The organism is Ensifer sp. Root954 (genome assembly GCF_001429005.1).
In the GTDB taxonomy this organism is placed as follows: domain Bacteria; phylum Pseudomonadota; class Alphaproteobacteria; order Rhizobiales; family Rhizobiaceae; genus Ensifer; species Ensifer adhaerens.
In genome coordinates this window covers 24,315-44,497 of sequence record NZ_LMJM01000005.1, presented here as the reverse complement: position 1 = coordinate 44,497, position 20,183 = coordinate 24,315, and the positions used below count along the sequence as shown (strand labels likewise).

At 63.5% G+C, this 20,183-nt stretch carries 23 protein-coding genes; 9 read left to right on the top strand and 14 right to left on the bottom strand.

Going from position 1 to position 20,183, the window contains the following annotated elements:
* Positions 1-11: 11 nt before the first annotated feature.
* Positions 12-602: a hypothetical protein gene (locus ASE71_RS05395; RefSeq protein ID WP_063891225.1), complete on the bottom strand. Its 591-nt coding sequence runs from the start codon at positions 600-602 to the stop codon at positions 12-14.
* Positions 602-1,201 (bottom strand): hypothetical protein, encoded by a 600-nt coding sequence (locus ASE71_RS05390; RefSeq protein ID WP_060520525.1) that lies wholly within the window; start codon positions 1,199-1,201, stop codon positions 602-604. The genes ASE71_RS05395 and ASE71_RS05390 overlap by 1 nt, the downstream gene beginning before the upstream one ends.
* Positions 1,202-1,488: 287 nt before the next feature.
* Here ASE71_RS05390 and ASE71_RS05385 point away from each other — a divergent pair, with 287 nt between their 5' ends.
* Complete coding sequence (locus tag ASE71_RS05385; RefSeq protein WP_060520524.1) at positions 1,489-2,079, top strand: VOC family protein; 591 nt, start codon at positions 1,489-1,491, stop codon at positions 2,077-2,079.
* 91 nt (positions 2,080-2,170) lie between these two features.
* A complete protein-coding gene (locus ASE71_RS05380) occupies positions 2,171-2,863 on the top strand; it encodes a glutathione S-transferase family protein (RefSeq protein ID WP_060520523.1) in 693 nt (230 codons plus the stop codon).
* A gap of 20 nt (positions 2,864-2,883) precedes the next feature.
* Here the strand turns inward: ASE71_RS05380 and ASE71_RS05375 are convergent, their stop codons facing one another.
* The 3 genes from ASE71_RS05375 to phnF form a co-directional block, all read right to left on the bottom strand.
* Entirely contained in the window at positions 2,884-3,510 is a 627-nt protein-coding gene (locus ASE71_RS05375; protein WP_029742731.1) for a hypothetical protein, read from the bottom strand.
* Between the two features lie 33 nt (positions 3,511-3,543).
* Positions 3,544-4,938, bottom strand: coding sequence for a selenium-binding family protein (locus tag ASE71_RS05370; RefSeq protein WP_034800094.1), 1,395 nt, complete (start codon positions 4,936-4,938; stop codon positions 3,544-3,546).
* A 169-nt stretch (positions 4,939-5,107) separates the two neighbouring features.
* The gene (gene phnF, locus ASE71_RS05365; RefSeq protein ID WP_029742729.1) at positions 5,108-5,857 is read right to left on the bottom strand and encodes a phosphonate metabolism transcriptional regulator PhnF; all 750 of its coding nucleotides are present in this window, start codon (positions 5,855-5,857) and stop codon (positions 5,108-5,110) included.
* Between the two features lie 90 nt (positions 5,858-5,947).
* Between phnF and phnG the strand changes: the two genes are divergently transcribed.
* From phnG to ASE71_RS05350, 3 genes are read left to right on the top strand one after another with little or no spacing between them, the layout of a single operon-like run.
* Positions 5,948-6,415, top strand: a complete 468-nt coding sequence (gene phnG, locus ASE71_RS05360; protein WP_090301696.1) for a phosphonate C-P lyase system protein PhnG — start codon at positions 5,948-5,950, stop codon at positions 6,413-6,415.
* Positions 6,415-7,023: a phosphonate C-P lyase system protein PhnH gene (gene phnH / locus ASE71_RS05355; protein ID WP_029742727.1), complete on the top strand. Its 609-nt coding sequence runs from the start codon at positions 6,415-6,417 to the stop codon at positions 7,021-7,023. Before phnG ends, phnH begins: the two co-directional genes overlap by 1 nt.
* Positions 7,024-7,026: 3 nt before the next feature.
* Positions 7,027-8,136 (top strand): carbon-phosphorus lyase complex subunit PhnI, encoded by a 1,110-nt coding sequence (locus tag ASE71_RS05350; protein WP_060520522.1) that lies wholly within the window; start codon positions 7,027-7,029, stop codon positions 8,134-8,136.
* Between the two features lie 26 nt (positions 8,137-8,162).
* Here the strand turns inward: ASE71_RS05350 and ASE71_RS05345 are convergent, their stop codons facing one another.
* Positions 8,163-8,357 carry a hypothetical protein gene (locus tag ASE71_RS05345; RefSeq protein ID WP_060520521.1) on the bottom strand — a complete coding sequence of 65 codons (195 nt, stop codon included), beginning with the start codon at positions 8,355-8,357 and terminating at the stop codon, positions 8,163-8,165.
* Positions 8,358-8,401: 44 nt separating this feature from the next.
* On the opposite strand from ASE71_RS05345, the gene ASE71_RS05340 reads away from it, so the two are divergent.
* Genes ASE71_RS05340 through ASE71_RS05325 form a run of 4 tightly spaced genes read left to right on the top strand, consistent with a single transcriptional unit; the run spans position 8,402 to position 11,375 of the window.
* Positions 8,402-9,280, top strand: coding sequence for an alpha-D-ribose 1-methylphosphonate 5-phosphate C-P-lyase PhnJ (locus ASE71_RS05340; protein WP_034800089.1), 879 nt, complete (start codon positions 8,402-8,404; stop codon positions 9,278-9,280).
* Positions 9,277-10,053, top strand: coding sequence for a phosphonate C-P lyase system protein PhnK (phnK, locus tag ASE71_RS05335; protein ID WP_043623284.1), 777 nt, complete (start codon positions 9,277-9,279; stop codon positions 10,051-10,053). The genes ASE71_RS05340 and phnK overlap by 4 nt, the downstream gene beginning before the upstream one ends.
* Positions 10,054-10,056: 3 nt before the next feature.
* Positions 10,057-10,764: a phosphonate C-P lyase system protein PhnL gene (gene phnL, locus ASE71_RS05330; protein ID WP_034800087.1), complete on the top strand. Its 708-nt coding sequence runs from the start codon at positions 10,057-10,059 to the stop codon at positions 10,762-10,764.
* Positions 10,761-11,375, top strand: coding sequence for a DapH/DapD/GlmU-related protein (locus tag ASE71_RS05325; RefSeq protein ID WP_034800086.1), 615 nt, complete (start codon positions 10,761-10,763; stop codon positions 11,373-11,375). Before phnL ends, ASE71_RS05325 begins: the two co-directional genes overlap by 4 nt.
* Positions 11,376-11,429: 54 nt before the next feature.
* Here ASE71_RS05325 and ASE71_RS05320 read toward each other — a convergent pair whose 3' ends face one another.
* From ASE71_RS05320 to ASE71_RS05285, 8 genes are all read right to left on the bottom strand, one after another.
* Positions 11,430-12,074 carry a DUF922 domain-containing Zn-dependent protease gene (locus ASE71_RS05320; RefSeq protein ID WP_060520520.1) on the bottom strand — a complete coding sequence of 215 codons (645 nt, stop codon included), beginning with the start codon at positions 12,072-12,074 and terminating at the stop codon, positions 11,430-11,432.
* A 140-nt stretch (positions 12,075-12,214) separates the two neighbouring features.
* Complete coding sequence (locus ASE71_RS05315) at positions 12,215-12,739, bottom strand: DUF992 domain-containing protein (protein ID WP_034800084.1); 525 nt, start codon at positions 12,737-12,739, stop codon at positions 12,215-12,217.
* 336 nt (positions 12,740-13,075) lie between these two features.
* On the bottom strand, positions 13,076-14,794 hold the full coding sequence (locus ASE71_RS05310) for a dihydroxyacetone kinase family protein (protein ID WP_060520519.1): 1,719 nt from the start codon (positions 14,792-14,794) through the stop codon (positions 13,076-13,078).
* A gap of 13 nt (positions 14,795-14,807) precedes the next feature.
* Positions 14,808-15,746 (bottom strand): sugar phosphate isomerase/epimerase family protein, encoded by a 939-nt coding sequence (locus ASE71_RS05305; RefSeq protein WP_034800082.1) that lies wholly within the window; start codon positions 15,744-15,746, stop codon positions 14,808-14,810.
* Between the two features lie 88 nt (positions 15,747-15,834).
* Positions 15,835-17,373: a tripartite tricarboxylate transporter permease gene (locus tag ASE71_RS05300; RefSeq protein WP_034800081.1), complete on the bottom strand. Its 1,539-nt coding sequence runs from the start codon at positions 17,371-17,373 to the stop codon at positions 15,835-15,837.
* A 139-nt stretch (positions 17,374-17,512) separates the two neighbouring features.
* Positions 17,513-18,013 (bottom strand): tripartite tricarboxylate transporter TctB family protein, encoded by a 501-nt coding sequence (locus tag ASE71_RS05295; protein WP_034800080.1) that lies wholly within the window; start codon positions 18,011-18,013, stop codon positions 17,513-17,515.
* Between the two features lie 61 nt (positions 18,014-18,074).
* Entirely contained in the window at positions 18,075-19,061 is a 987-nt protein-coding gene (locus ASE71_RS05290; RefSeq protein ID WP_060520518.1) for a Bug family tripartite tricarboxylate transporter substrate binding protein, read from the bottom strand.
* Between the two features lie 75 nt (positions 19,062-19,136).
* Positions 19,137-20,180, bottom strand: coding sequence for a 4-hydroxythreonine-4-phosphate dehydrogenase PdxA (locus ASE71_RS05285; RefSeq protein ID WP_060520517.1), 1,044 nt, complete (start codon positions 20,178-20,180; stop codon positions 19,137-19,139).
* Positions 20,181-20,183 lie beyond the last annotated feature (3 nt).

Here is a 20,183-nt window from a genome sequence, read left to right as displayed (position 1 = left end):
GACTACCTCCCTCAGTGCGCGGCCAGTGTCCAGGGCGCGCCGCTGCCGCTGCGCGCAATGGTGACGGACGGCTTGATCTCGGCCGGCTTCTTGTCGCCGAGCGCAATCGACAGTTCCTCGGCGAGCGGCGACACACGACTGCGTGCGACGAGCAGCGTGCCCTGGTCAACGGCCGCCTCGGGAAGCTCGAAGGCAAGAAGCACCGGCCTTGGCAGGCCGGGTTCGAGCCGCTCCGTCGGCAGATAGCCCGGCACGGTCGAGAACCGCTGGCTCAACGCGTAGCGCAAACCATTGCTCGCCAGCCATTCCGCAGACATCAACGTCATCGTTTCCGTCTTGGCGACGGCCGCGCCCTCGATGACCAGCCAGATGCCGGATGTGGAGAAGTCCTTGACCCGTCCAAAACTTTCGACCTTGAGCTGTCGTGCCAGATGCACATTGGCTGCGCCGAAAGCGAAGTCGCGCGTCTCCACCCGCTCGCCGACAGCGCCGCGAATGGCGATCGGCGCGGTGATGTCGCCGTAGCCGGGGGTGCTGTTTCGCATCCCATAGAGCGCCGCGATTGCAAGGCCGCAAAGCAGCAGCGTACGGAAAGCCGACATCATTGCTCCCTCGTCTCCACAGCTTGCGTCACCGGCAACTCGACGACCGCGGCCTCGCCGTCATCGAACCAATTCGGCGCGCCGTAGAGATTGTCACGTGGCTTATAGATCTGTTTGCCGATCGCCAGCGAAAGCGTTTGCGGTTCCGGGCGGTCCGCCGGCCACTCCCAGGCCGCGACCAGGTCTTCCGGCATGTTCGGATTGATCGCGCTGGCGATCCACTTGTCCCTCGGCAGGTAATAGGTGGGCTTGGGCTGCAGCGGAGCGGCGTCATCCTTGATCGTGATCAGGTTCATGAAGACGTTGCTGCTGGCCACGGACCGGTTGTCGAGTTCGAGATTCACCAGCAGGAACCGCTTCGGCTCGAACGGTTTGGTGCCGGTCGGCGGCAGAGACGACATATGGGCGCCGTTTATGGTCACCCGCCACCGGCCCGTGTCGACGACCTGGTCTTTACCTATGACCGGAACAGGAACCGGATTGGCTGCATCATAAACCGCCGATGCAAAGGAAATCGCAGCCGCCGCCATGCCGCCGATACCGGTGACAAGCATGATCAGCAGGCGCTGCCTGATCTTCGACCGCCGCATGACCGGCATCTGTCCTCCATCCACCCTGCGGATACTGCAACCGGAAGATAGGAAAGTTTGCCGGGGAAATCAAAACACGCGTGTCGGAAACGGTTTCTTCGGCAGACACAGCCTCAGAACGAAGGTCGGGTGGGCTAAAAGCTGTGCATTGCCCAGCCACAACACGTTTGCCGCCCGCCAACCCACCCGTGATTGGCGCTTGCCTTCTGCCCGCGACGGGCGACAATTGCATGCGGTGGAAAGCGGTGCCAGGAGCCATTCGGCCCACATTCTCCGCCGAACCCGGGAGGCCGGCTATGCGCAAACTGCAATCGCAAGGCGTTCACCACATCACGCTTGTCGGGGCGGACCGTCAGACGTCGATCGATTTCTGGGAGGGGCTGCTCGGCATGCCCTTCATTTTCGAGCAACCGAACCTCGACCGGGCGAGCGAAAGCCACCTCTATTTCGATCCGGGCGACGGCCGCCTGATTACCGTCTTCACCGACGAGAACCGCACGCCGGATCCCGAGCGCACCCCGACCGACATGGGCTGTGTGCATCACATCGCCTTTGCTGTTTCGCGCGCGACATTCAACCAGGCGGTGGAGCGGCTCGAGGAGCGAAAGATCCGCCACAGTGGCGTCAAGGATCGCGGCTTCATGGATTCGATCTACTTCGAAGATCCGCTTGGGCTGCTGGTTGAACTTGCCTCCTATCGCTTCGAGCCGCCGGCCGGTCACAGCCATGCCGAAGTCCTGATGGAAGCGCATAGGATCAGGACTGAACGCGGCGACTATAACATCGCCGAGGTCCATCTCGCCGATGCGATCGAAGCCCTGAACGAACGCTCTCGGCCGACGCTGTCGCTCGATCGCCAACCGAAGAACCCATACGGACCGCGATAGGGTGGCGCTTGGCGAGATCTGCAGCCAAGTGGCGGTGTCTGCGGCGGGCGAGCCGGCACCAGTTCAACGACGATCAACCGGGAGGAATGCCATGTCCGCAATCCAGCTCAACGTGATCAAGCCCAGCGTCAACAACATGACCGCGCGCGTGTTCCTGCGCGCGGCCAAGCTCGATTTCAGTGAAAACGATGTCTACGGCCAGACGCGCTCGCCCGAATATCTGGCACGAGCGCCGTCGCATCTGACACCGATGATCGAGACCGCGGACCTGCCCAGGGGCGCGCTTTGGGAAAGCTGCGCGATCATGCAGTACCTTTGCAACAAACATGGGCTTGATGACTTCTACCCGAGGGAACCCGAAGCACGCGCGATGATCGACAGCGCCATGTTCTACCTGATCGGCACCTTCTATCCCTACCTTGCCCGCGCAACCTATCCGGCGCTGAACTTTCCGCTCTACGCGGGCGAAGTCGGCTGCAGCGATGCCGATGCCGCGACGAAGGAGATCGCCCGGAAGGCAGCGGTTGCAGCCCTTGCCGAACCGCTCGACGTATTCCGCGCTTTCTACATTGGCGACAAGCCGTTCATCGGTGGCGCCAAGCCCTCGATCGCCGATATCCGGCTCGCAGCAACGCTCGAGTTCCTGGCCGCGATCGACAATGACCTGCCGGACTGGGCAAAGACCTACATGGCAAGCATCGAAAGAACGCTCGGGGCCGCCTATGCCGAGCCCGCCGCCGATGTCCGCGGCTATATCGCTTATGTAAAATCGCAGCGGCAATAGCCTGGCGGCTGCGATGCAGATCATTGAATGAGGAGTGCGACGCCGGTTGCTCCGAGGGCGAGCGTCCAGAGGCGATCGAAATTGATCCAGGCGGAACGCAGGACCGCAAGGTCGAACCAGGTGAAGACGGCGAGCGCCAGCACCGCGGTCACCGTCAGCATTGCGATGCTATGCACTGCAACGGCGGCGAGCGAGACCGGCAGCGAACTTGCCATCGCCAGTTCGCCGGCGTGACCTGCAAGACAGAGACTGAGCACCGCCGGCACCAGCATCAGGCCGGCCCCATGGCTCGTCGCCATCAGGAATGACCAGACCGCAAGTCCCGCCATGCCGGTCCGCATTCCGATCCGGACGCGGTGGCGATGGCCATGAATGGCGGTGTAGCCGGCGGCCCCCAGAATGAGCACGGCGGCCGCGATCCTGAATGTGTTCGGATCCAGCACCGAGCCGAATGCTGCGACCACCGCCAGCACGGTCGCGACCGAGATCGCGTGACCAACCGCAATGGGTGCGAGGGACAGCCAGACGACCCGGCTGCTCTGGCGATGAAGTCCGAGCGCAACCGCAAACAACCAGCCCATTGCCGGGTTGAGGCCGTGAAAGGCACCGAGGCCGGCGAGCGAGAGCCATGGCCAGACCGTCGTCATTCGCCGTGACCCGGCTGCACCGCGGCTCCCTCCTCACGGATAACAATAGGAATCGGACGAGCAGTCGCCGCCTTCGAGACGAACCTGATGCGGTCGATGACCCTTTGGCCAGTCGACGAAGAAGTTTTCGTCGAAGGCGATCCCGCCACCATCGGCGACATCGAGCTTGACCATCCAACCGTCGATGCCTTCGGGATAGAACTGCGGGTCGATGGCGCCATAGAGCGAGTTGGTGAAATAGACCCGCTTGCCGTCGCGGCTGATTTCCACCATCTGCGGCCCACCGTTGAGCGCACCGTTCTTCGCCTTCGGATGGCTCGCACGCGAAACGATGCCGCCGATCCTGACCCGCCCCGTTTCCTTCGGTGCGAAGGGGTCGGACACGTCGTACTGGATCATGTCGCCGGTGCCCCAGCAGGAAACGTAAAGGAAGCGATCGTCCATCGACAGGTCGATGTCGGTGACGAGCGGCGCGACCGCACTGAAGCCTTTCAGCACCGGTGGCAACAGATCCGGATCGGCCGGTTCTGCCGGGATCTCGATCACCTTCTTCACGGCCCATCGGTCGCCGTCGCGATACCAGGTCCAGATCGACGCCGAGAGGTCCTTGAGGCTGATGACGCAGCCGACGAAACCGTAGGCCTTGGTCGGATCGTGCGCCGGGCGCAGTTCGAAAACGAGCTGGTGTTCCTCGCCGAAGTCGATCTCCTGCACGTGCTTGCGCTTGTGCAGGTCCCAGAAATGCAGGCGACGGCCGTATTTCGAGCCAAGCAGCACCTCCGGCACCAGCCCGTTCTCGAAAGTATCGGGCGTGCCCCATTCGCTGGTGATCATCGTGTCGTGGCCGAGGTGCCACCAGAAATCATAGGCGAGCTTCTGCGGCCCACGGTCCATTTCCCACTGTCCGAGCACATCGAAGCTCTGATGGTCGAGCAGGAAAATGCCGCCGGGCGCCTTGCCGTCTCGATCCGCAAGCGCGTTGACGTAAATGCCTTCAGGTCCGCAATGGGTTGTGTGCAACCGCGAATAATTCGCCTTCTCGGCGATTTCCGCGGGCTCGATCACCCGCACGATCTTCGGATTGCGGGGGTCCGGCTTGGTGTCGATGATATGGAGACGGGAGGAGCGCAGGCCCGGCACCACCAGGTAGCGACGCTCGACATGTGGATGCGGTGCGTTGGGACACAGGCACGAGGAGCACGCGTTCCAGCCGAAATGGTGCAACTCGTCCCCGACATTCGGCATCTCGACCTGCCCGACGATCTGCGAATAGCTTTGCGACGCCGGATCCACATCGACGACGGCGATCGCGTCCGGCCTTCTTCGGTCCGGATCGAAAGCCGCCACGTAGGCGAGCGTCTCCTTTGGAGCCTTGGCCGCCATGCGCGGTGATGGATAGAAGGAAGGATCGGGTCGCCACGTCGCCATTGCCATTCTCCCCCTTAGAGAATTCCCGAATGCGCGGTCCTGATGCAGGCTCCGGTCATGCGGCAAAAACGCGTCGGAAATACGGCCTTTGCCTTATTTCCTGACAGGGATCGGAACGCTTCTGGTTGAGCGAGACGTCATCGCGACCGGCAGAGGCGGCCTGACGGCCTCAAGTCTCGATCCGCAGCTTCATCCGGTCAGCGGCAAAGCGGCTACGGGAATATTCGATCGGCTTGCCGTCGAGATCGGCGTTGATCGACTGGGCTTCGAGCACGATTGCGCCCGGCGAGAGCTTCAGCATCGCAAGCTCGTCGGCGTCAGCGTGCCGGGCGACGATCTCCGTTGAGGCGCGTACATAATCATCCAGACCGTGGGCTGCGAAGGCCTTGGTGACGGAGTGCAGCTGTTCGAATTCTTCGGCCATGCGCGGGAAGCGATGCGCCGGATAGTAGCTCGAGGAAACCGAGAGCGGTCGACCATCGCCGCTGCTGACGGTTCTGAGTTCGATCACCGGATCACCGGGCCTGATGGCAAGCGCGCTCGCCACTTCGCCCCTTGCCGGCAATTCCGTGTGGCCGAGCAGCCGCGAGCCAATTTCCTTCACCTGGTGGCCAAGACCTTGCGAGAAGCGCGTGCGCTTTGAAATCGGATAACTCACCCGCTCCTTGCGCTCGATCATTGTGCCGCGCCCTTGGACGGGACGCACCAGCCCTTCTTCGGCCAGCGCCGCCAGCGCGCTTCTGACCGTGTGCCGGTTGACGCCGAACTCGCCCGCAAGCACCGTTTCCGGTGGCACCATGCCGGTCGCGTCATAGTCGCCATTGCTGATTGCCAGGCGGATCCGGTCGGCAATCTGCCGCCAGAGAGCGACGCCGGTCTGGCGCTCCACCACTTTTCGCGCTGCCGTGTCTTTTCGCATTGGCATGTCACAAGCCTGTCATTTGCCGACGTTATGAAAAAGTATAAGATGTATAGTTGTCTAGATCAATAGACATTTGAGGTGAAAATGATGGACGCGAAAGTGAAGCAGGAAAGCCCGCCGGACCCGGCGCGCAAGGAGGCCATGCGGTTGCTCGCCCAGGCAACGCTCGCCGAACTCAAGGACGCCTGGAAAGCGCTCGCAGATCAGCCCGAGGTTCACCCGGTCCGAGGCCCCGAGACCGGCCTCGTCATGGTGCGCGGCCGCATCGGCGGCGGCGGCGATCCCTTCAATCTCGGCGAGGCTACGGTGTCGCGCGCCACCGTCCGCCTTTCGACCGGCGAAATCGGCCACGGGCAGTTGCTCGGAACCGACAAGGAACGCGCCCGGCTTGCCGCCATCTTCGACGCCCTTGCCCAGCGTGACGGCGACAGGGCTAAGGTCGAGGCCCTGCTTGGCCGCGTGGCCGACCGGCTTGCCCAGGAAGAACGCCGCAAGGCGGAAGAAACCGCGGCCACCCGCGTGGACTTTTTCACCATGGTTCGGGGAGACGACTGATGGCCAGCCAATCGCAGATTTACGCCGGCGCCTTTGCCGATCCAGTCTTTGCCGCTCAGTCCGTCTTCCGCGACCTGATGGACGGCTTTGCCCGCCCGGGTACGATCAAGCGCCTCGAAGCGACGAGCACGCCTCCGGCTCCGCTCGCTACGGCCGCAGGAGCCGTAGCGCTGACTTTGTGCGACCATGACACGCCCGTCTGGCTGACGCCGGCACTTTCCAAATCGGCCGTTCCGCAGTGGATCGCCTTCCACACCGGTGCTCCGCTCACCACCAGCAAGACTGACGCGCGCTTCGCCTTCATCGAAAAGGGCGCGGCCTTCCCCGGCTTCGACCAGTTCTCGCTTGGCACGCAGGAATATCCGGATCGCTCGACGACACTCGTCATCGAAGTCGAAGCGCTGAGCGGCGGCCCTGCGCTGACCGCCAAAGGCCCCGGCATCAAGGACGTGACGGAGATTGCGGTGAAGGGGCTGCCGGACGTCTTCCTCGAATTCTGGACCGCCAATCGCGCGATCTTTCCGCGCGGCGTCGATCTCGTGCTGACGGCCGGCGACAAGCTCATCTGCCTGCCGCGCACCACCCGTCTTTCGCTCAAGGAGGCGTGAGCCATGTATGTAGCCGTCAAGGGCGGGGAAGCCGCCATTGCCAATGCCCACCGCCTTCTCGCCGATCGCCGCCGTGGCGACCGTAGCCTTCCCTCCATCACCATCGACCAGGTGGTCGAGCAGCTCGGCCTTGCGGTCGATAGAGTGATGGCGGAAGCCTCGCTCTATGACCGTGCGCTCGCAGCCCTTGCCGTCCGCCAGGCGCGCGGCGACATGATCGAGGCGATCTTCATCCTGCGCGCCTATCGCACGACGTTGCCGCGCTTCGGCTACTCCGAGCCGGTCGATACCGCCGACATGAAGGTCGAGCGCCGCGTGTCGGCGACCTACAAGGATCTGCCCGGCGGACAGCTTCTGGGCCCGACCTTCGATTACACCCACCGCCTGCTCGACCCATCACTGATCGCCGACGAAGCGGTCGAAGAACCGGCAGTCAAGGAGCCCGGTGAGCATGTGATGCGCGCCTCCGACATTCTCGACGGCGAAGGCCTGATCGAGGGAGATGGCCAGATGCCCGAGGGCCATGTCATGGGCGACCTTACCCGCGAGCCGATGGAGTTTCCGATGGCCCGGGACCTGCGACTGCAGGCGCTTGCCCGCGGCGACGAAGGCTTCCTCTTGGCGCTCGCCTACTCCACCCAGCGCGGCTACGGCCGCACCCACCCATTCGTCGGCGAAGTCCGCATCGGAGAAGTGGAAGTCGAACTCGATCTGCCGGAACTCGGCTTTGCCGTCTCACTCGGCGCGATCCGCGTCACTGAATGCCAGATGGTCAACCAGTTCATGGGCTCGGCCAAGCAGCCGCCGCAATTCACCCGCGGCTACGGCCTCGTCTTTGGCCAGAGTGAACGCAAAGCGATGTCGATGTCGCTGGTCGACCGGGCACTGCGCACTGACGAGTTCAGCGAGGACATCGTCGCACCCGCCCAGGATCAGGAATTTGTCATCTCGCATGCAGACAACGTTCAGGCTACCGGCTTCGTCGAGCACCTGAAGCTGCCGCACTATGTCGACTTCCAGGCCGAACTCGATCTCGTGCGCCGCATGCGCCGCGATTACGAGGCCGCGAATTCAGGTGAAACACCGAAGGAACAACGGGAGGCGGCCGAATGATTGGGCATACCGCCAGCCCTAGCGGTTCAATCGCCGCCGCCATCCCCGCCACCACAATCGCCGCCGTCACCGGCATAGACACCACTGGCGTCGCCACCTCCGTCGTTCTTACGCGCCCTGCTCTCCGGCCCGCGCTGCGGCCGGCGGGCAATGCCGAACAGGCCGGCAACCGCCGAACACAGCACGAAGATCCCAATCACCCAGACGAAAATCTCGCTCAAATCCTGGCCTCATCAGCGGTCGACACACTCAAGGGTAATCAGCGATGAACGACCTTGCTACCTATAATTTCGCCTATCTGGACGAACAAACCAAGCGCATGATCCGCCGCGCGATCCTGAAGGCGATCGCCATTCCCGGCTACCAGGTTCCATTTGCGTCGCGCGAAATGCCGATGCCCTACGGCTGGGGTACCGGCGGCGTGCAGGTCACCGCCTCGATCCTCGGTCCGCAGGACGTCTTGAAGGTCATCGACCAGGGCGCCGACGACACAACCAACGCGGTTTCCATCCGCGCCTTTTTCCAGAAGGTCGCCGACGTTGCCGTCACCACCCGGACGAAAGACGCGACGATCATCCAGACGCGCCACCGCATTCCGGAGGAAAAACTCTCGGAGGGACAGACGCTCGTCTACCAGGTGCCGATCCCGGAACCCTTGCGCTTCCTCGAGCCGCGCGAGACCGAGACGCGGAAGATGCATGCGCTCGAGGAATACGGGCTGATGCATGTGAAGCTCTATGAGGACATCGCCCGCAACGGCCATATCGCCACGACCTACGCCTATCCGGTCAAGGTCGAGGGACGTTACGTGATGGACCCGTCGCCGACGCCTAAGTTCGACAATCCGAAGATGCATATGTCGGAAGCGCTGCAGCTCTTCGGCGCCGGTCGCGAAAAGCGGATCTACGCTGTCCCGCCCTATACCGAAGTCGTCAGCCTCGATTTCGACGACCATCCCTTCGAGATCCAGAGCTTCGACAAGCCCTGCGCGCTCTGCGGCGCCGAGGACGTCTATCTCGACGAGGTGATCCTCGACGACAAGGGCGGACGCATGTTCGTCTGCTCCGATACCGATCATTGCGAAGACCGCCGCGCCTGCGGCCATGCAGGTCACATGCTTGCCCGAAAGGAAGCCGCAGAATGAGTACGCTCCCGCTTCTGAAAGTGAACGACGTCTCGAAGTTCTACGGAAGCCGCATCGGCTGCCGCAACGTTTCCTTCGAGCTCTATGCGGGCGAAGTGCTCGCCATCGTCGGCGAATCCGGCTCGGGCAAGACGACACTTCTGTCGTGCCTCTCGACCCGTCTGATGCCGACCTCCGGTATCGTCGAGTACCACATGCGCGACGGTCAGTACCGTGACCTCGCCCGCATGGGCGAAGCCGAGCGCCGCTTCCTGATGCGTACCGACTGGGGCTTCGTGCACCAGAACCCGGCCGACGGCCTGCGCATGACCGTGTCTGCCGGCGCCAATGTCGGCGAGCGGTTGATGGCCGTCGGCGATCGCCACTACGGCAACATCCGCGCCACCGCCAGCGACTGGCTGGAGCGGGTGGAAATCGGCATCGACCGCATCGACGACCAGCCGCGCGCCTTTTCGGGCGGCATGCGTCAGCGCCTCCAGATCGCCCGCAACCTCGTCACCTCCCCGCGCCTCGTCTTCATGGACGAGCCGACCGGCGGCCTCGACGTCTCGGTTCAGGCGCGCCTGCTCGATCTCGTGCGCGGCCTCGTGCATGACCTCGGGCTTGCCGCCATCATCGTCACCCACGATCTCGCCGTCGCCCGCCTTCTTTCACACCGCATGATGGTGATGAAGGATGGAGCGGTCATCGAACAGGGGCTGACCGACCGCGTGCTCGACGATCCGCGCGAGCCCTATACCCAGCTCCTCGTCTCCTCGATCCTGCAGGTGTAAACCATGGCCACGCCCCTTGTTGTTTCCGAAGTCGCAAAAAGCTTCACCATGCATCTGCGTGACGGTATCCGCCGGCCGGTCGTCGCCAACGTCTCCTTCTCGGTGAAGGCCGGCGAATGCGTCGTTCTCGGCGGCCCCTCCGGCGTCGGCAAGAGCTCGATCCTGAAAATGCTCTACGGCAATTACGGCGTCGACGAAGGCCAGATCCTGATGGATCACGACGGCAAGCTGGTCAATCTGGCAACGGCCGAGCCGCGCACGGTGCTCGAAGTCCGGCGCACGACGCTCGGCTATGTCAGCCAGTTCCTGCGGGTGGTGCCGCGCGTCTCCTCCCTCGACATCGTCGCCGAGCCGCTACAGGCCCGCGGCATGCCGCTCGAAGAGGCCCGCACCCATGCGGCCGAACTGTTGAACAAGCTGAACCTGCCGCGCGAACTCTGGAGCCTGCCACCGGCGACCTTCTCCGGCGGCGAACAGCAACGCGTCAACATCGCCCGCGGCTTCATCACCGACCACAAGATCCTGTTGCTCGACGAGCCGACCGCGTCGCTCGACGCGAAGAACCGGGCGGTTGTCGTCGAACTGATCGCCGAGAAAAAGGCCAAGGGCACCGCGCTGATCGGCATTTTCCACGACGAGGAAGTGCGCGACGCCGTTGCCGATCGCATTCTCGACGTCTCGGCCTTCTCGCCGCGAAAGGCTGCCGCATGAGCCAGAAGCTCGGGCTCGAGCCCTTTATCCACCCAACGGCGAGCGTCAACAATTCGACGCTCGGCCGCTACACCGAAGTGCAGGAGCGCTCAAGGCTCGACGAGGTCGAGTTCGGCGACTACTCCTACATCATGCAGGACGGCTCGATCTGGTGCGCAACGATCGGCAAGTTCGTCAACATCGCAGCCGCCGTGCGCATCAACGCCACCAACCACCCGACCTGGCGGGCGACGCTGCATCACTTCACCTATCGCGCGCCGAACTATTGGGACGATACCCAACTCGACCACGACCTTTTCGCCTGGCGGCGCTCGAACAGGGTGACGATCGGCCATGATGTGTGGATCGGCCACGGCGCCACCATCCTGCCGGGCGTCACTGTCGGCAACGGTGCTGTTATCGGCGCCGGCGCAGTCGTCTCGAAGGACGTCGAGCCCTACACCATCGTCGGCGGCGTGCCCGCCAAGCTCATCCGCGCCCGTTTCAACGAGGGCGTCGGCGAGCGGATGGACGCGCTCTCGTGGTGGGACTGGGACCACCAGCGCCTGCGCCGCGCGCTCGACGATTTCCGCGAGCTGACGGCCGAAGAGTTTTTGGTGCGTTATGCGTGAGTGATACGGCGCCGGGCAGAGGTTCGGCGCCTTTCCGAGCTGAGAACGAGGCGGTTACGGCCCGTTGACCAACTTCAGAATCAACTGGTGAATATTGCCGCCATCGGTCAACTCGACCTGGTCGAAGTCGCGGCTGCGCTGGCGCTGCGTCTGCGAGAGCGCGCCGAGGCGCTCGGTCATGACGGTCCTGATCTTGCGGCACTTCGGATCGTCGGGAACAGTGAGGCCCAGCGTCGCCTGCTCGATCGCGCGGACCATCTCCTTGATGAAATCGCCGTGCACGAGTTCGTGCTTGCGCACGCCGTCGATGAAGATGTCCCAGTTTTCGCGCGTGCCTGAAGGCAGCGGCCTTGCCGGTTTCGGCAGGGTGTAGGTGATGATCAGTTTCGGCTTTGCCACCGCCAGCACGCAGGCACCGCCTTGCTCTTCATATTTTCGCGTCCAGGTCAGCTTGAAGTTGGTGTGTGCGATCGCCCTGCCGATTCCGGCTTTCGGACCCCGTTCGCCGATCGAGGCGTAGAGCTCGGCACCCGTCTGCCCGGTGATTGTGTAGAGCGCTTCCTTTTCGACCGGCTGCCATTCGGCAGAGGCGAACCGCGGCTCAGACGCAAGGCAAAGGGCAACGACGCCCAGGCAAAGGCTTTTGTTCAATCCAACCCCTCGAAGTTCGCCCTGTCGGCGCACGATTCCTGGCCGCATTCCTTAAACGCGAATCGGCCAATGGCAACAGGCCAAAAAACAAAGGCACCGCGCGCCGTCTCCAGCGTGCGGTGCCTTTGCGTCTTACCCGGTCTTTCGACGCCCCGTTGTGGGAGGTGCAACGGGCCGCCCAAACGACGTTAGTTGACGGCCGTCAGCGTCATCGACGTGCCGGTGGCCGCGAGGTTCAGGCCGATCTGGCCGGTCACGCTGATCGTCTGCAGGTGGATCGAACCGGAGGTGCCGCCGACGAGGATGTTGGCACCGATACCGGCGCCGACGGTCGCTTCCGCCGTTGCACCCTGGTAGAGACCGCCGAGCGAACCGCGGTGGTAGCCGGCGGTCGGCGCGAACACGGCCCAAATCAGGCGGCTCTGCGTCGTGAAGCCGACATCGACGCCCATCTTGCGGATGGCGCCGGAATAGTGGTCGGAGGCTTCAGCACCCATGGTCGAGCGGAAGACGCAGTCGACTTCCTTGGCCGAGCCGAGCACATAGCCGACACCGCCAGCGATGTTGCAATCGAGGTAACCAATCTTGACGCCGTTGCTTGTGTCGGGCTCGGGCTGCGGTTGAACTGTCGCGAGATCGGCTGCGTTTGCGGCGATCGCGCCAGCGAGAACCAGAGACGCTGCGGACACCTTTACGGCAAAACTCTTTTTCATTCTTGTCTCCTTCTCGGAACGTCAGAAATGATTGTCATTTGACCGGCGGCACACGAACTTAAGCACATAGCGCACGCTGCAGGAAACCAAAGCCATAGCCCGCGATCGGGCAATTCCGTGGCAAGCTTTTAGCAGACGATAAAATTGGTCGGGTTTCCCCAACAATGACTGCAGATTGTGTTGAAAAAGCCACGGAAGGCCGTGCCTGGGCAGTCGGGGACGCTCATTGCGCGGCAGCGTGTGGCGGCGCCGATTGGCGCAGGGCAATTCAGCGGTTACACGGGGGGAGGTTCCGATCGGGCGACGGCGCCGCCCGATCGGAGGAGATAACGTTTCTTAGGCCTTTGCGGCCTGCGCCAGGACACCGGCGGCAACGCGTGCCGTCAGCGCCAGAGAAACGGCGCCGGCGTCCGGATGACCGATGCTTTTTTCCGCAAGCGGCCGTGCCCGGCCGAGCTTCGGCGTCAGGCTCGAAGTAGCTTCGGCCGCTTCGGTCGCAGCCTTTGCCGCCGCCTGCCATGCCTCGATCAACGGCTTTCCGGCGGCAAACTCGCGCTCCAGGGTCTCGACGAAAGGCACCAATGCATCGACAAGGGTCTTGTCGCCGACACGGGCGCGGCCGAGGCGGGTCACGCCATCGAGCGCACGGCGGGCACCGTCGACAATCGCGGCATCGGTCGGGGCTGCATCATCGTTGAAGGCATTGCTCCAGGCGCGCAACAGCAGGCCCCAAATCGCGCCCGACGTGCCGCCGGCCCGGTCCGCCCAGGCATCGCCCGCCACCGCCAGAACGCTGGCGGCGCCTGCACCCGCTGCAACCGCCGCCTTCGCGGCATCGTTGGCCGCGGCCGAACCGCGGCGCATGCCCTGTCCGTGGTCGCCGTCGCCGGCAAAGGCGTCGATGCGACCGAGTTCGTCTTCCGCCTGCTTCAGCGCCTCGGCCATTTCGCCGATCAGCCGCGCAATGCACGCGCCGCTCTGACGGGAGGTCTCGGAAGCCGCTGCGAAGGAAATGGCGTCCTCGTCATCCTTGAGCGTGTCCGTCGCGGGCTCGGTGGCGATGATCGCCCCCTTGCGCAGGGCCGGCGCATCGCAAGCCGCGCGCCAGTAGGTCTCGAGCTCGTCGTTCAGCCACATCAGCGTCAGCGAGCAGCCCTGCATGTCGAGGCTGGTGACGAATTCGCCGCATTCCGGATCGACGATCTCCAGGCCAGCCGCCTTCAGTTCCTTTTCGATCGCAACCCAAAGCACGAAGAGTTCTTCATACTTGGTCGAGCCGAGGCCGTTCAGAAGCGGTGCGACCTTGCGCACATCCGCCGGCCGCTCGGCGAGCAGTTTGCCGACGAGCAGCTTCGCGAACTCAGTTGCCGAAACCATCTTTTCTTCGCGGATACCCGGCTCGCCGTGGATGCCGAGACCAAGGGCCATCTCGCCCTTTGGAACGGTGAAGAGCGGACCCTTGGCGCCCGGAAGCGTGCAGCCGCCGAAAGCCACACCGAAGGAGACGGTGCGGTCGTTTGCAAGACGGGTGACGCGCTCAACTTCGTCGAGATTGAGGCCCGCTTCCGCTGCGGCTCCAGCAACCTTGAAGACCACGAGGTCGCCGGCGATGCCGCGGCGCTTGGCCGGGGTTTCGGCAGAGGCGCTCGCCACGTCGTCCGTCACCGGCACGATCCGCACGTCGATGCCTTCGGCGCGCAGCCGCTCGGCGGCAACGCCGAAGTTCAAGACGTCGCCGGCATAGTTGCCGAAGCCAAGCAGCACGCCGCCGCCCTGGTCAGCCACCCGGCAGACGCGGGCAACTGCCGCGGTCGAAGGTGAGGCGAAGACGTCACCGGCCACGGCCGCATCCGCCATGCCCGGGCCAACATAGCCGGCAAAGGCCGGGTAGTGGCCGGAGCCGCCGCCGACGACGACGGCGACCTTGCCCTTCGGCACTTTGGTCGAGCGCACGACGCCGCCCTTCACGAGACGGACGTTGCGCGCGTAAATCGAGCTGAATCCGGCAAGCGCGGTCGTCGCAAATTCTTCCGGTGCGTCAAAGATTGTGGTCATCGCGTCTCTTCCCTTAGTCGCGAGGCAGAATGCGCCTCAGATAGTCCCGGTTGGCGGCGCTGACGGAGAGCCCGTCGCCACCGTAATGCTCGCAGAGAAACGGGCTGTCGAAGCCATGCGCCAAGGCCATACGGATCGCCGCCCGATAGTTGATAACGCCGAATTCCAGCGGCGCCGGATGGGTGACCACCAGCCCCGAGGTCTCATCCTCGGTGCGGTAGTAATTCTTGACGTGCCAGTATTTGGCGAAGGGTGCAACCTTGGCCATCATCGGCTGCCAGTGCTCGACCGGGCGGTGAAGGCGCACGAGATTGCCGAGATCGGCATTGATGCCGACGTTCGGCAGGCCGACATCGGTAACGAAGCGCACGGCGCTGTCGGCCGAGCCGATATAGGTGTCCTCGTACATCTCGAGCGCCAGCTCGATGCCGAGTTCCTCGGCATGGCGACCAAGTTCGCGGATGCGCTGAACCGCTTGTCTCCAGACCGCGGGGTCTTCCGGGTTCTTGACGCCGTCGACGGTCCAGAACCAGAGCGCTTTCTTCTGCGCGTCGGTCAAAGGCCCGAAGAAGCCGAAGGAAACGGAGCCGGCGCCGATGGCCGCAGCCGTGTCGATGACCCGATGTCCGTAGGCGAGATATTCGTCGCCATGCTCCGGATCAATGACGCTACGCCGCGAAGTCGAGATCGCCGGCATGGAAAGGCCAAGGTCACGCGTCAGCTTGACGAAGTCATCGCGCCGCGCGGCCGGGAGGTCGGCGAGCCGGATCCAGCTGTCGGTCGGGTCGAGCTCGGTGAAGCCGGCGTCGACGACATCGGCGAGTGTCTCGGCCCATTGCTCGACCGACTGATCCTGCACGGAGCTGCCGTCTGCTAGCACGTTCGGATACTGGATCATCGCGGCCGCGATCGGCCAGGTTTCACGGGTCCATTTGCGCGATGGGTTCGCCATGGTTTTCCTCACTTATTTTGCGACGCAGTCTATAAGCAGACCGCGCCGCGCTTTTCCGATGCGCTTGTTTTGAGGTGCGGCGGCTCCGTCAAGCCGCCGCGCTGCCGTCGCCATGCGGCGTGGCCGCATCTTGCTTGCGCTTGCGGACCAGGCCGACCAGCCCGAAGACAAGCGGCGACAGCAGAAGGGCAAGAGCAAGCGCCATCAGAGAGGAAACCAGCGGGTTTGACCAGAAGATGTTCAGGGTACCGCCGGAAAGAAGCATCGACTGGCGGAAGGCGTCCTCAGCCTTGTCGCCGAGCACCATGGCCAGAACCAGCGGCGCAAGCGGGTAGTCGAGCTTCTTGAAGACGTAGCCGAGTACGCCAAAGCCGATGACCATGAAGATGTCGGAGACCGAGTTTGCCACCTGATAGGCGCCGGAGAAGATGACGGCGACGATGATCGGACCGATGATCGCAAAAGGCACGCGCAGGATCGAGGCGTAGAGCGGCACGGTGGCGATCACCAGGAAGACGGCGACGACGTTGCCGAGATACATGGACGCGATCAGGCCCCAGACGAAGTCCGGCCGCTCGGTAAAAAGCATCGGGCCGGGGGTCAGGCCCCAGATCATCAGGCCGCCCATCATGACGGCCGCCGTTGCCGAGCCGGGAACGCCGAGCGCCAGCATCGGCAGCAGCGCCGAGGTACCGGCCGAGTGGTCGGCGGTCTCGGGTGCGACGACGCCGCGCGGGTCGCCCTTGCCGAACTTCGACTTGTCACGGGCCGAGCGACGGGCAACGCCGTAGCTCATGAAGGAAGCCGCGGTCGGGCCGGCGGGCGTGATGCCCATCCAGATGCCGATGATCGTCGAGCGCAGGATCGTGAACCAGTAGCGCGGGATCTCGACCAGCGTGCGGCCGATCTCGACGAGCTTGACGCGCGCCTTAATGCCTTCGAAGCGCAGGCCCTCTTCCGTCGTCAGCAGCAGTTCGCCGATGCCGAAGAGACCCATGACCGCGATCAGGAAGCTGACGCCCTTGATCAGCGTCGGGATATCGAAGGTCAGGCGCAGGTCGCCGGAGATCGTGTCCATGCCGACGGAAGCAAGCGCGAAGCCGAGCATCATCGAGACGAGCGTCTTGAAGGGCGATTGCGCGCCCATCGAGATGAAACTTGCAAACGCAAGGAAGTAGACCGCGAAGTATTCCGGCGACGAGAAACGCAGTGCGAAGTTCGCGACCCAGCCGGAAAGCAGTGTGATCATCACGACGCCGGCCAGCGCGCCGATGCCGGCGGATACGAAGGCGAGCGTCAGCGCTCGGCTCGCCTGCCCGGCTTTCGCCATCGGATAGCCGTCGAACGTGGTCGCCACCGACGAGGGTTCGCCGGGAATGTTGAACAGGATCGATGTGGTCGATCCGCCGAAGAGCGCCCCCCAGTACATGCAGGAGAGCAGGATGATGGCGGAGATCGGGTCCATCGAGAAAGTCAGCGGCAAGAGCAGCGAAACGCCGTTCGGCGCGCCAAGGCCGGGCAGCACCCCGACCAGAATGCCGAGCGTGACGCCGATCATCATCAGCAGGATATGGTTCCAGCTGAGGATGTGGCCGAAGCCATCGATCAGAAGACCGATATTTTCCATGTCATTCCTCCCGGGGCTTAAAGCACGTCACGATCCTTGAGGCTCGCTCCCCGCGCTTTAAGTCTTTGACTTTTTTTTGCTTGTCGTTAGCGCAAGACCGCTGTGCGCGCTTACGCGACATGCCCTTGAGCGGTCGGAATCAATAGATCCCGAACCAGGCCTCGATCGGTCCCTTGAGCAGGGGAACCTTGAAACCGAACTCGAATACGATGAAGAAAAACAGCGAAACGGCGATGCCCGACGGCAGCGCGATCCACCATTTGTAGCGCCCCTGGAAGAGCATGGTTCCGGCGATATAGAGCGCCGTCCCGACATAAAGGCCGAGCCAGGCGGATACGCCGGCAAAGACAACCAGCGGCAGCAGGAACGATGCCACCACCTTGGCGCGGTGACCGTCGATGAAGATTTCACCGGACCCGCGATGTTTCACGAAGGCGTGGATCGCATTGGCGACGCTTCCGAGAAGGATCAGAAGCCCGACATAGAAGGGAAAATAGCCGGCTTCGGGACCGAATTCCGTCCAGCCCGCGCCGATATCGAGAGATCCGTAGCAGACCGCAGCACCGAAGGCGCCGGTCAGTGCGGCAACACCAAGCTCAACCGCGAAGCGGGAGACCCCATTCGCACCGTTCTCGCTCATGATCGTGACCTTTCAAAGCGAATGACGGGCGCCGGATGGCACCCGTCCCGATCGTCGCCTGTTAGTTGGCGAGCCAACCTTCGCGCTTCAGCACCTCGCCGACAGCAGCGCCATCCATTTCGATGGCGGCCTTGAAGTCGTCGCCAGCGATGTAGGCGGGCGACTGCGACGTGTCGGCCAGGTACTTCGCCCATTCCGGCGTTTCCGAAACCTTGCGCATCAGGTCCGCATAGAACTTGACCACATCCTGGTCAACGCCAGCCGGCAGCCAGACGGTGCGCGGCATGGAGTAGTTGTCGATGGCGATGCCCGATTCCTTGCAAGTGGGGATGTCGCTCCAGGCCTTGTCGCCGGCAACCTTGGTTTCGTTCGAAAGCTTGACGCTCTTGAAGACGCAAAGCGGCTTGACCATGCCGGCCTGCCACTGGCCAAGGTTTTCGCTCGGGTTGTTGACGTTGGCATCGAGGTGCTCGCCGGCGAGCTGAACGGCCGCTTCGCCGCCGCTCTTGAACGGGATGTAGTTGATCGTCGAGCCGGTCGTCTCGTTGATCATCGAGGTCAGGATCTGGTCGACGTCCTTCGACTGGCTGCCGCCGATCTTGAGGCCGCCTTCCTTCGCCTTGGCGGCAAAGTCGGCAGCGGTGTTGTAGGAGGCCTTGCCGTTGACCCAGAGAACGAACTCGTCGGAAGCAAGCGCCGCAACCGGCGTCAGGTCTTCAGCCTTGTAGGGAACCTTGGCGCGGACCGGCAGCAGGTAGGCGTTGTTGGTGCCGAATGCCAGCTTGTAGGCGTCGCCCTTGTTGGTCGCCGTGTAGACGAAGCCTTCGGCGCCGCCGGCGCTGCCCTTGTTGGTCACGACGACCGGAGCCTTCATCAGCTCGTACTTGCCGATGATCGCCTGGATCGTGCGGGCGAAGATGTCGGTGCCGCCGCCGGGGCCGGCGGTGACGACGAATTCAACTGGACGATCGGGCTCGAAAGCGGCGGCCGGAGCAGCAACGCCGAAAACGGCTGCCATGATGCATGCGATGGAGACGGTATTCTTCATGCGGGTCCTCCCGTTTTTGTGGTTCTGCGGCGCAAGACCTCCTCCTGCGCCGTTATTGCTTGAAAGCGTGCGAAATCAGGCAGCAGCCTTGAGAGCCGCCTTTTTCTTCGCCATGCGCACTGCCAGAAGCAGCGCTTCGCGGCTGGCGCCGACGTCGGCAATACCCTTGCCGGCGATGTCGTAGGCCGTGCCGTGGGCCGGCGTGCAGAGCGGGAACGGCAGGCCGCCCATCATCGTCACGCCCTTGTCGAAGCCGATCAGCTTCATCGCGATCTGTCCCTGGTCGTGGTACATGGTCATGACGGCGTTGTAGCCTTCCTTCAGGGCGCGGCCGAAGACTGTGTCAGCCGGGAACGGGCCGTCGACGTTGAAGCCGCGCGCCTTGGCCTTCTCGACGGCCGGCTCGATGATGTCGATCTCTTCCATGCCGAAGCTGCCGCCGTCGCCGGCGTGCGGGTTGAGACCGGCAACAGCAATCTTCGCCTCGCTGTAACCGGCTTCCTTGAGGCAGCTCTGGGTCAGCTCGAGCTCGGCAAGGATCGCCTCGACCGACAGGTTGTCGGCCACTTCCTTGATCGGAATGTGCGAGGTGACGCGGGCGTTCCAGACCTTCTCGAGAACGTTGAATTCCCGGACCTTGCCCGTGAAGTTGAGAACGTCGGAGACGAAACGGATCTCGTCGTCGTAGCCCGGATAGGCAAAGCGCATCGCCTTCTTGTTGAAGGGCGTGAAGCAGACTGCTTCTGCCTTGCCGGCATGCGCCAACTCGAGCGCTACGCGAAAGTTGCGGGTCGCAAAGGTGCCGCCCGCAAGCGTCGCCTCGCCGCGGACGACGTCGGCCGGATCGAGATGGCCAAGGTCGACGAACACGTGGCGCTCGGTCCCGACGGCGTCGAGGCCCTCCAGGGTCGAGGATGCAAGGTCGAGCGTGACGCCGGCAATGCGGGCGCCTTCATCGAGGATGCGACGATCGCCGATCGTGATGATGTGGGCAGCCTCACGAATATCGGAAAGCGCCAGCAGCTTTGCCGTGAGCTCCGGGCTGATGCCGGCCGGATCGCCCATAGCGAGCGCGATGACAGGACGCGCGCCGTTAGCGGCTACACCGTTGGTCGTCATGAG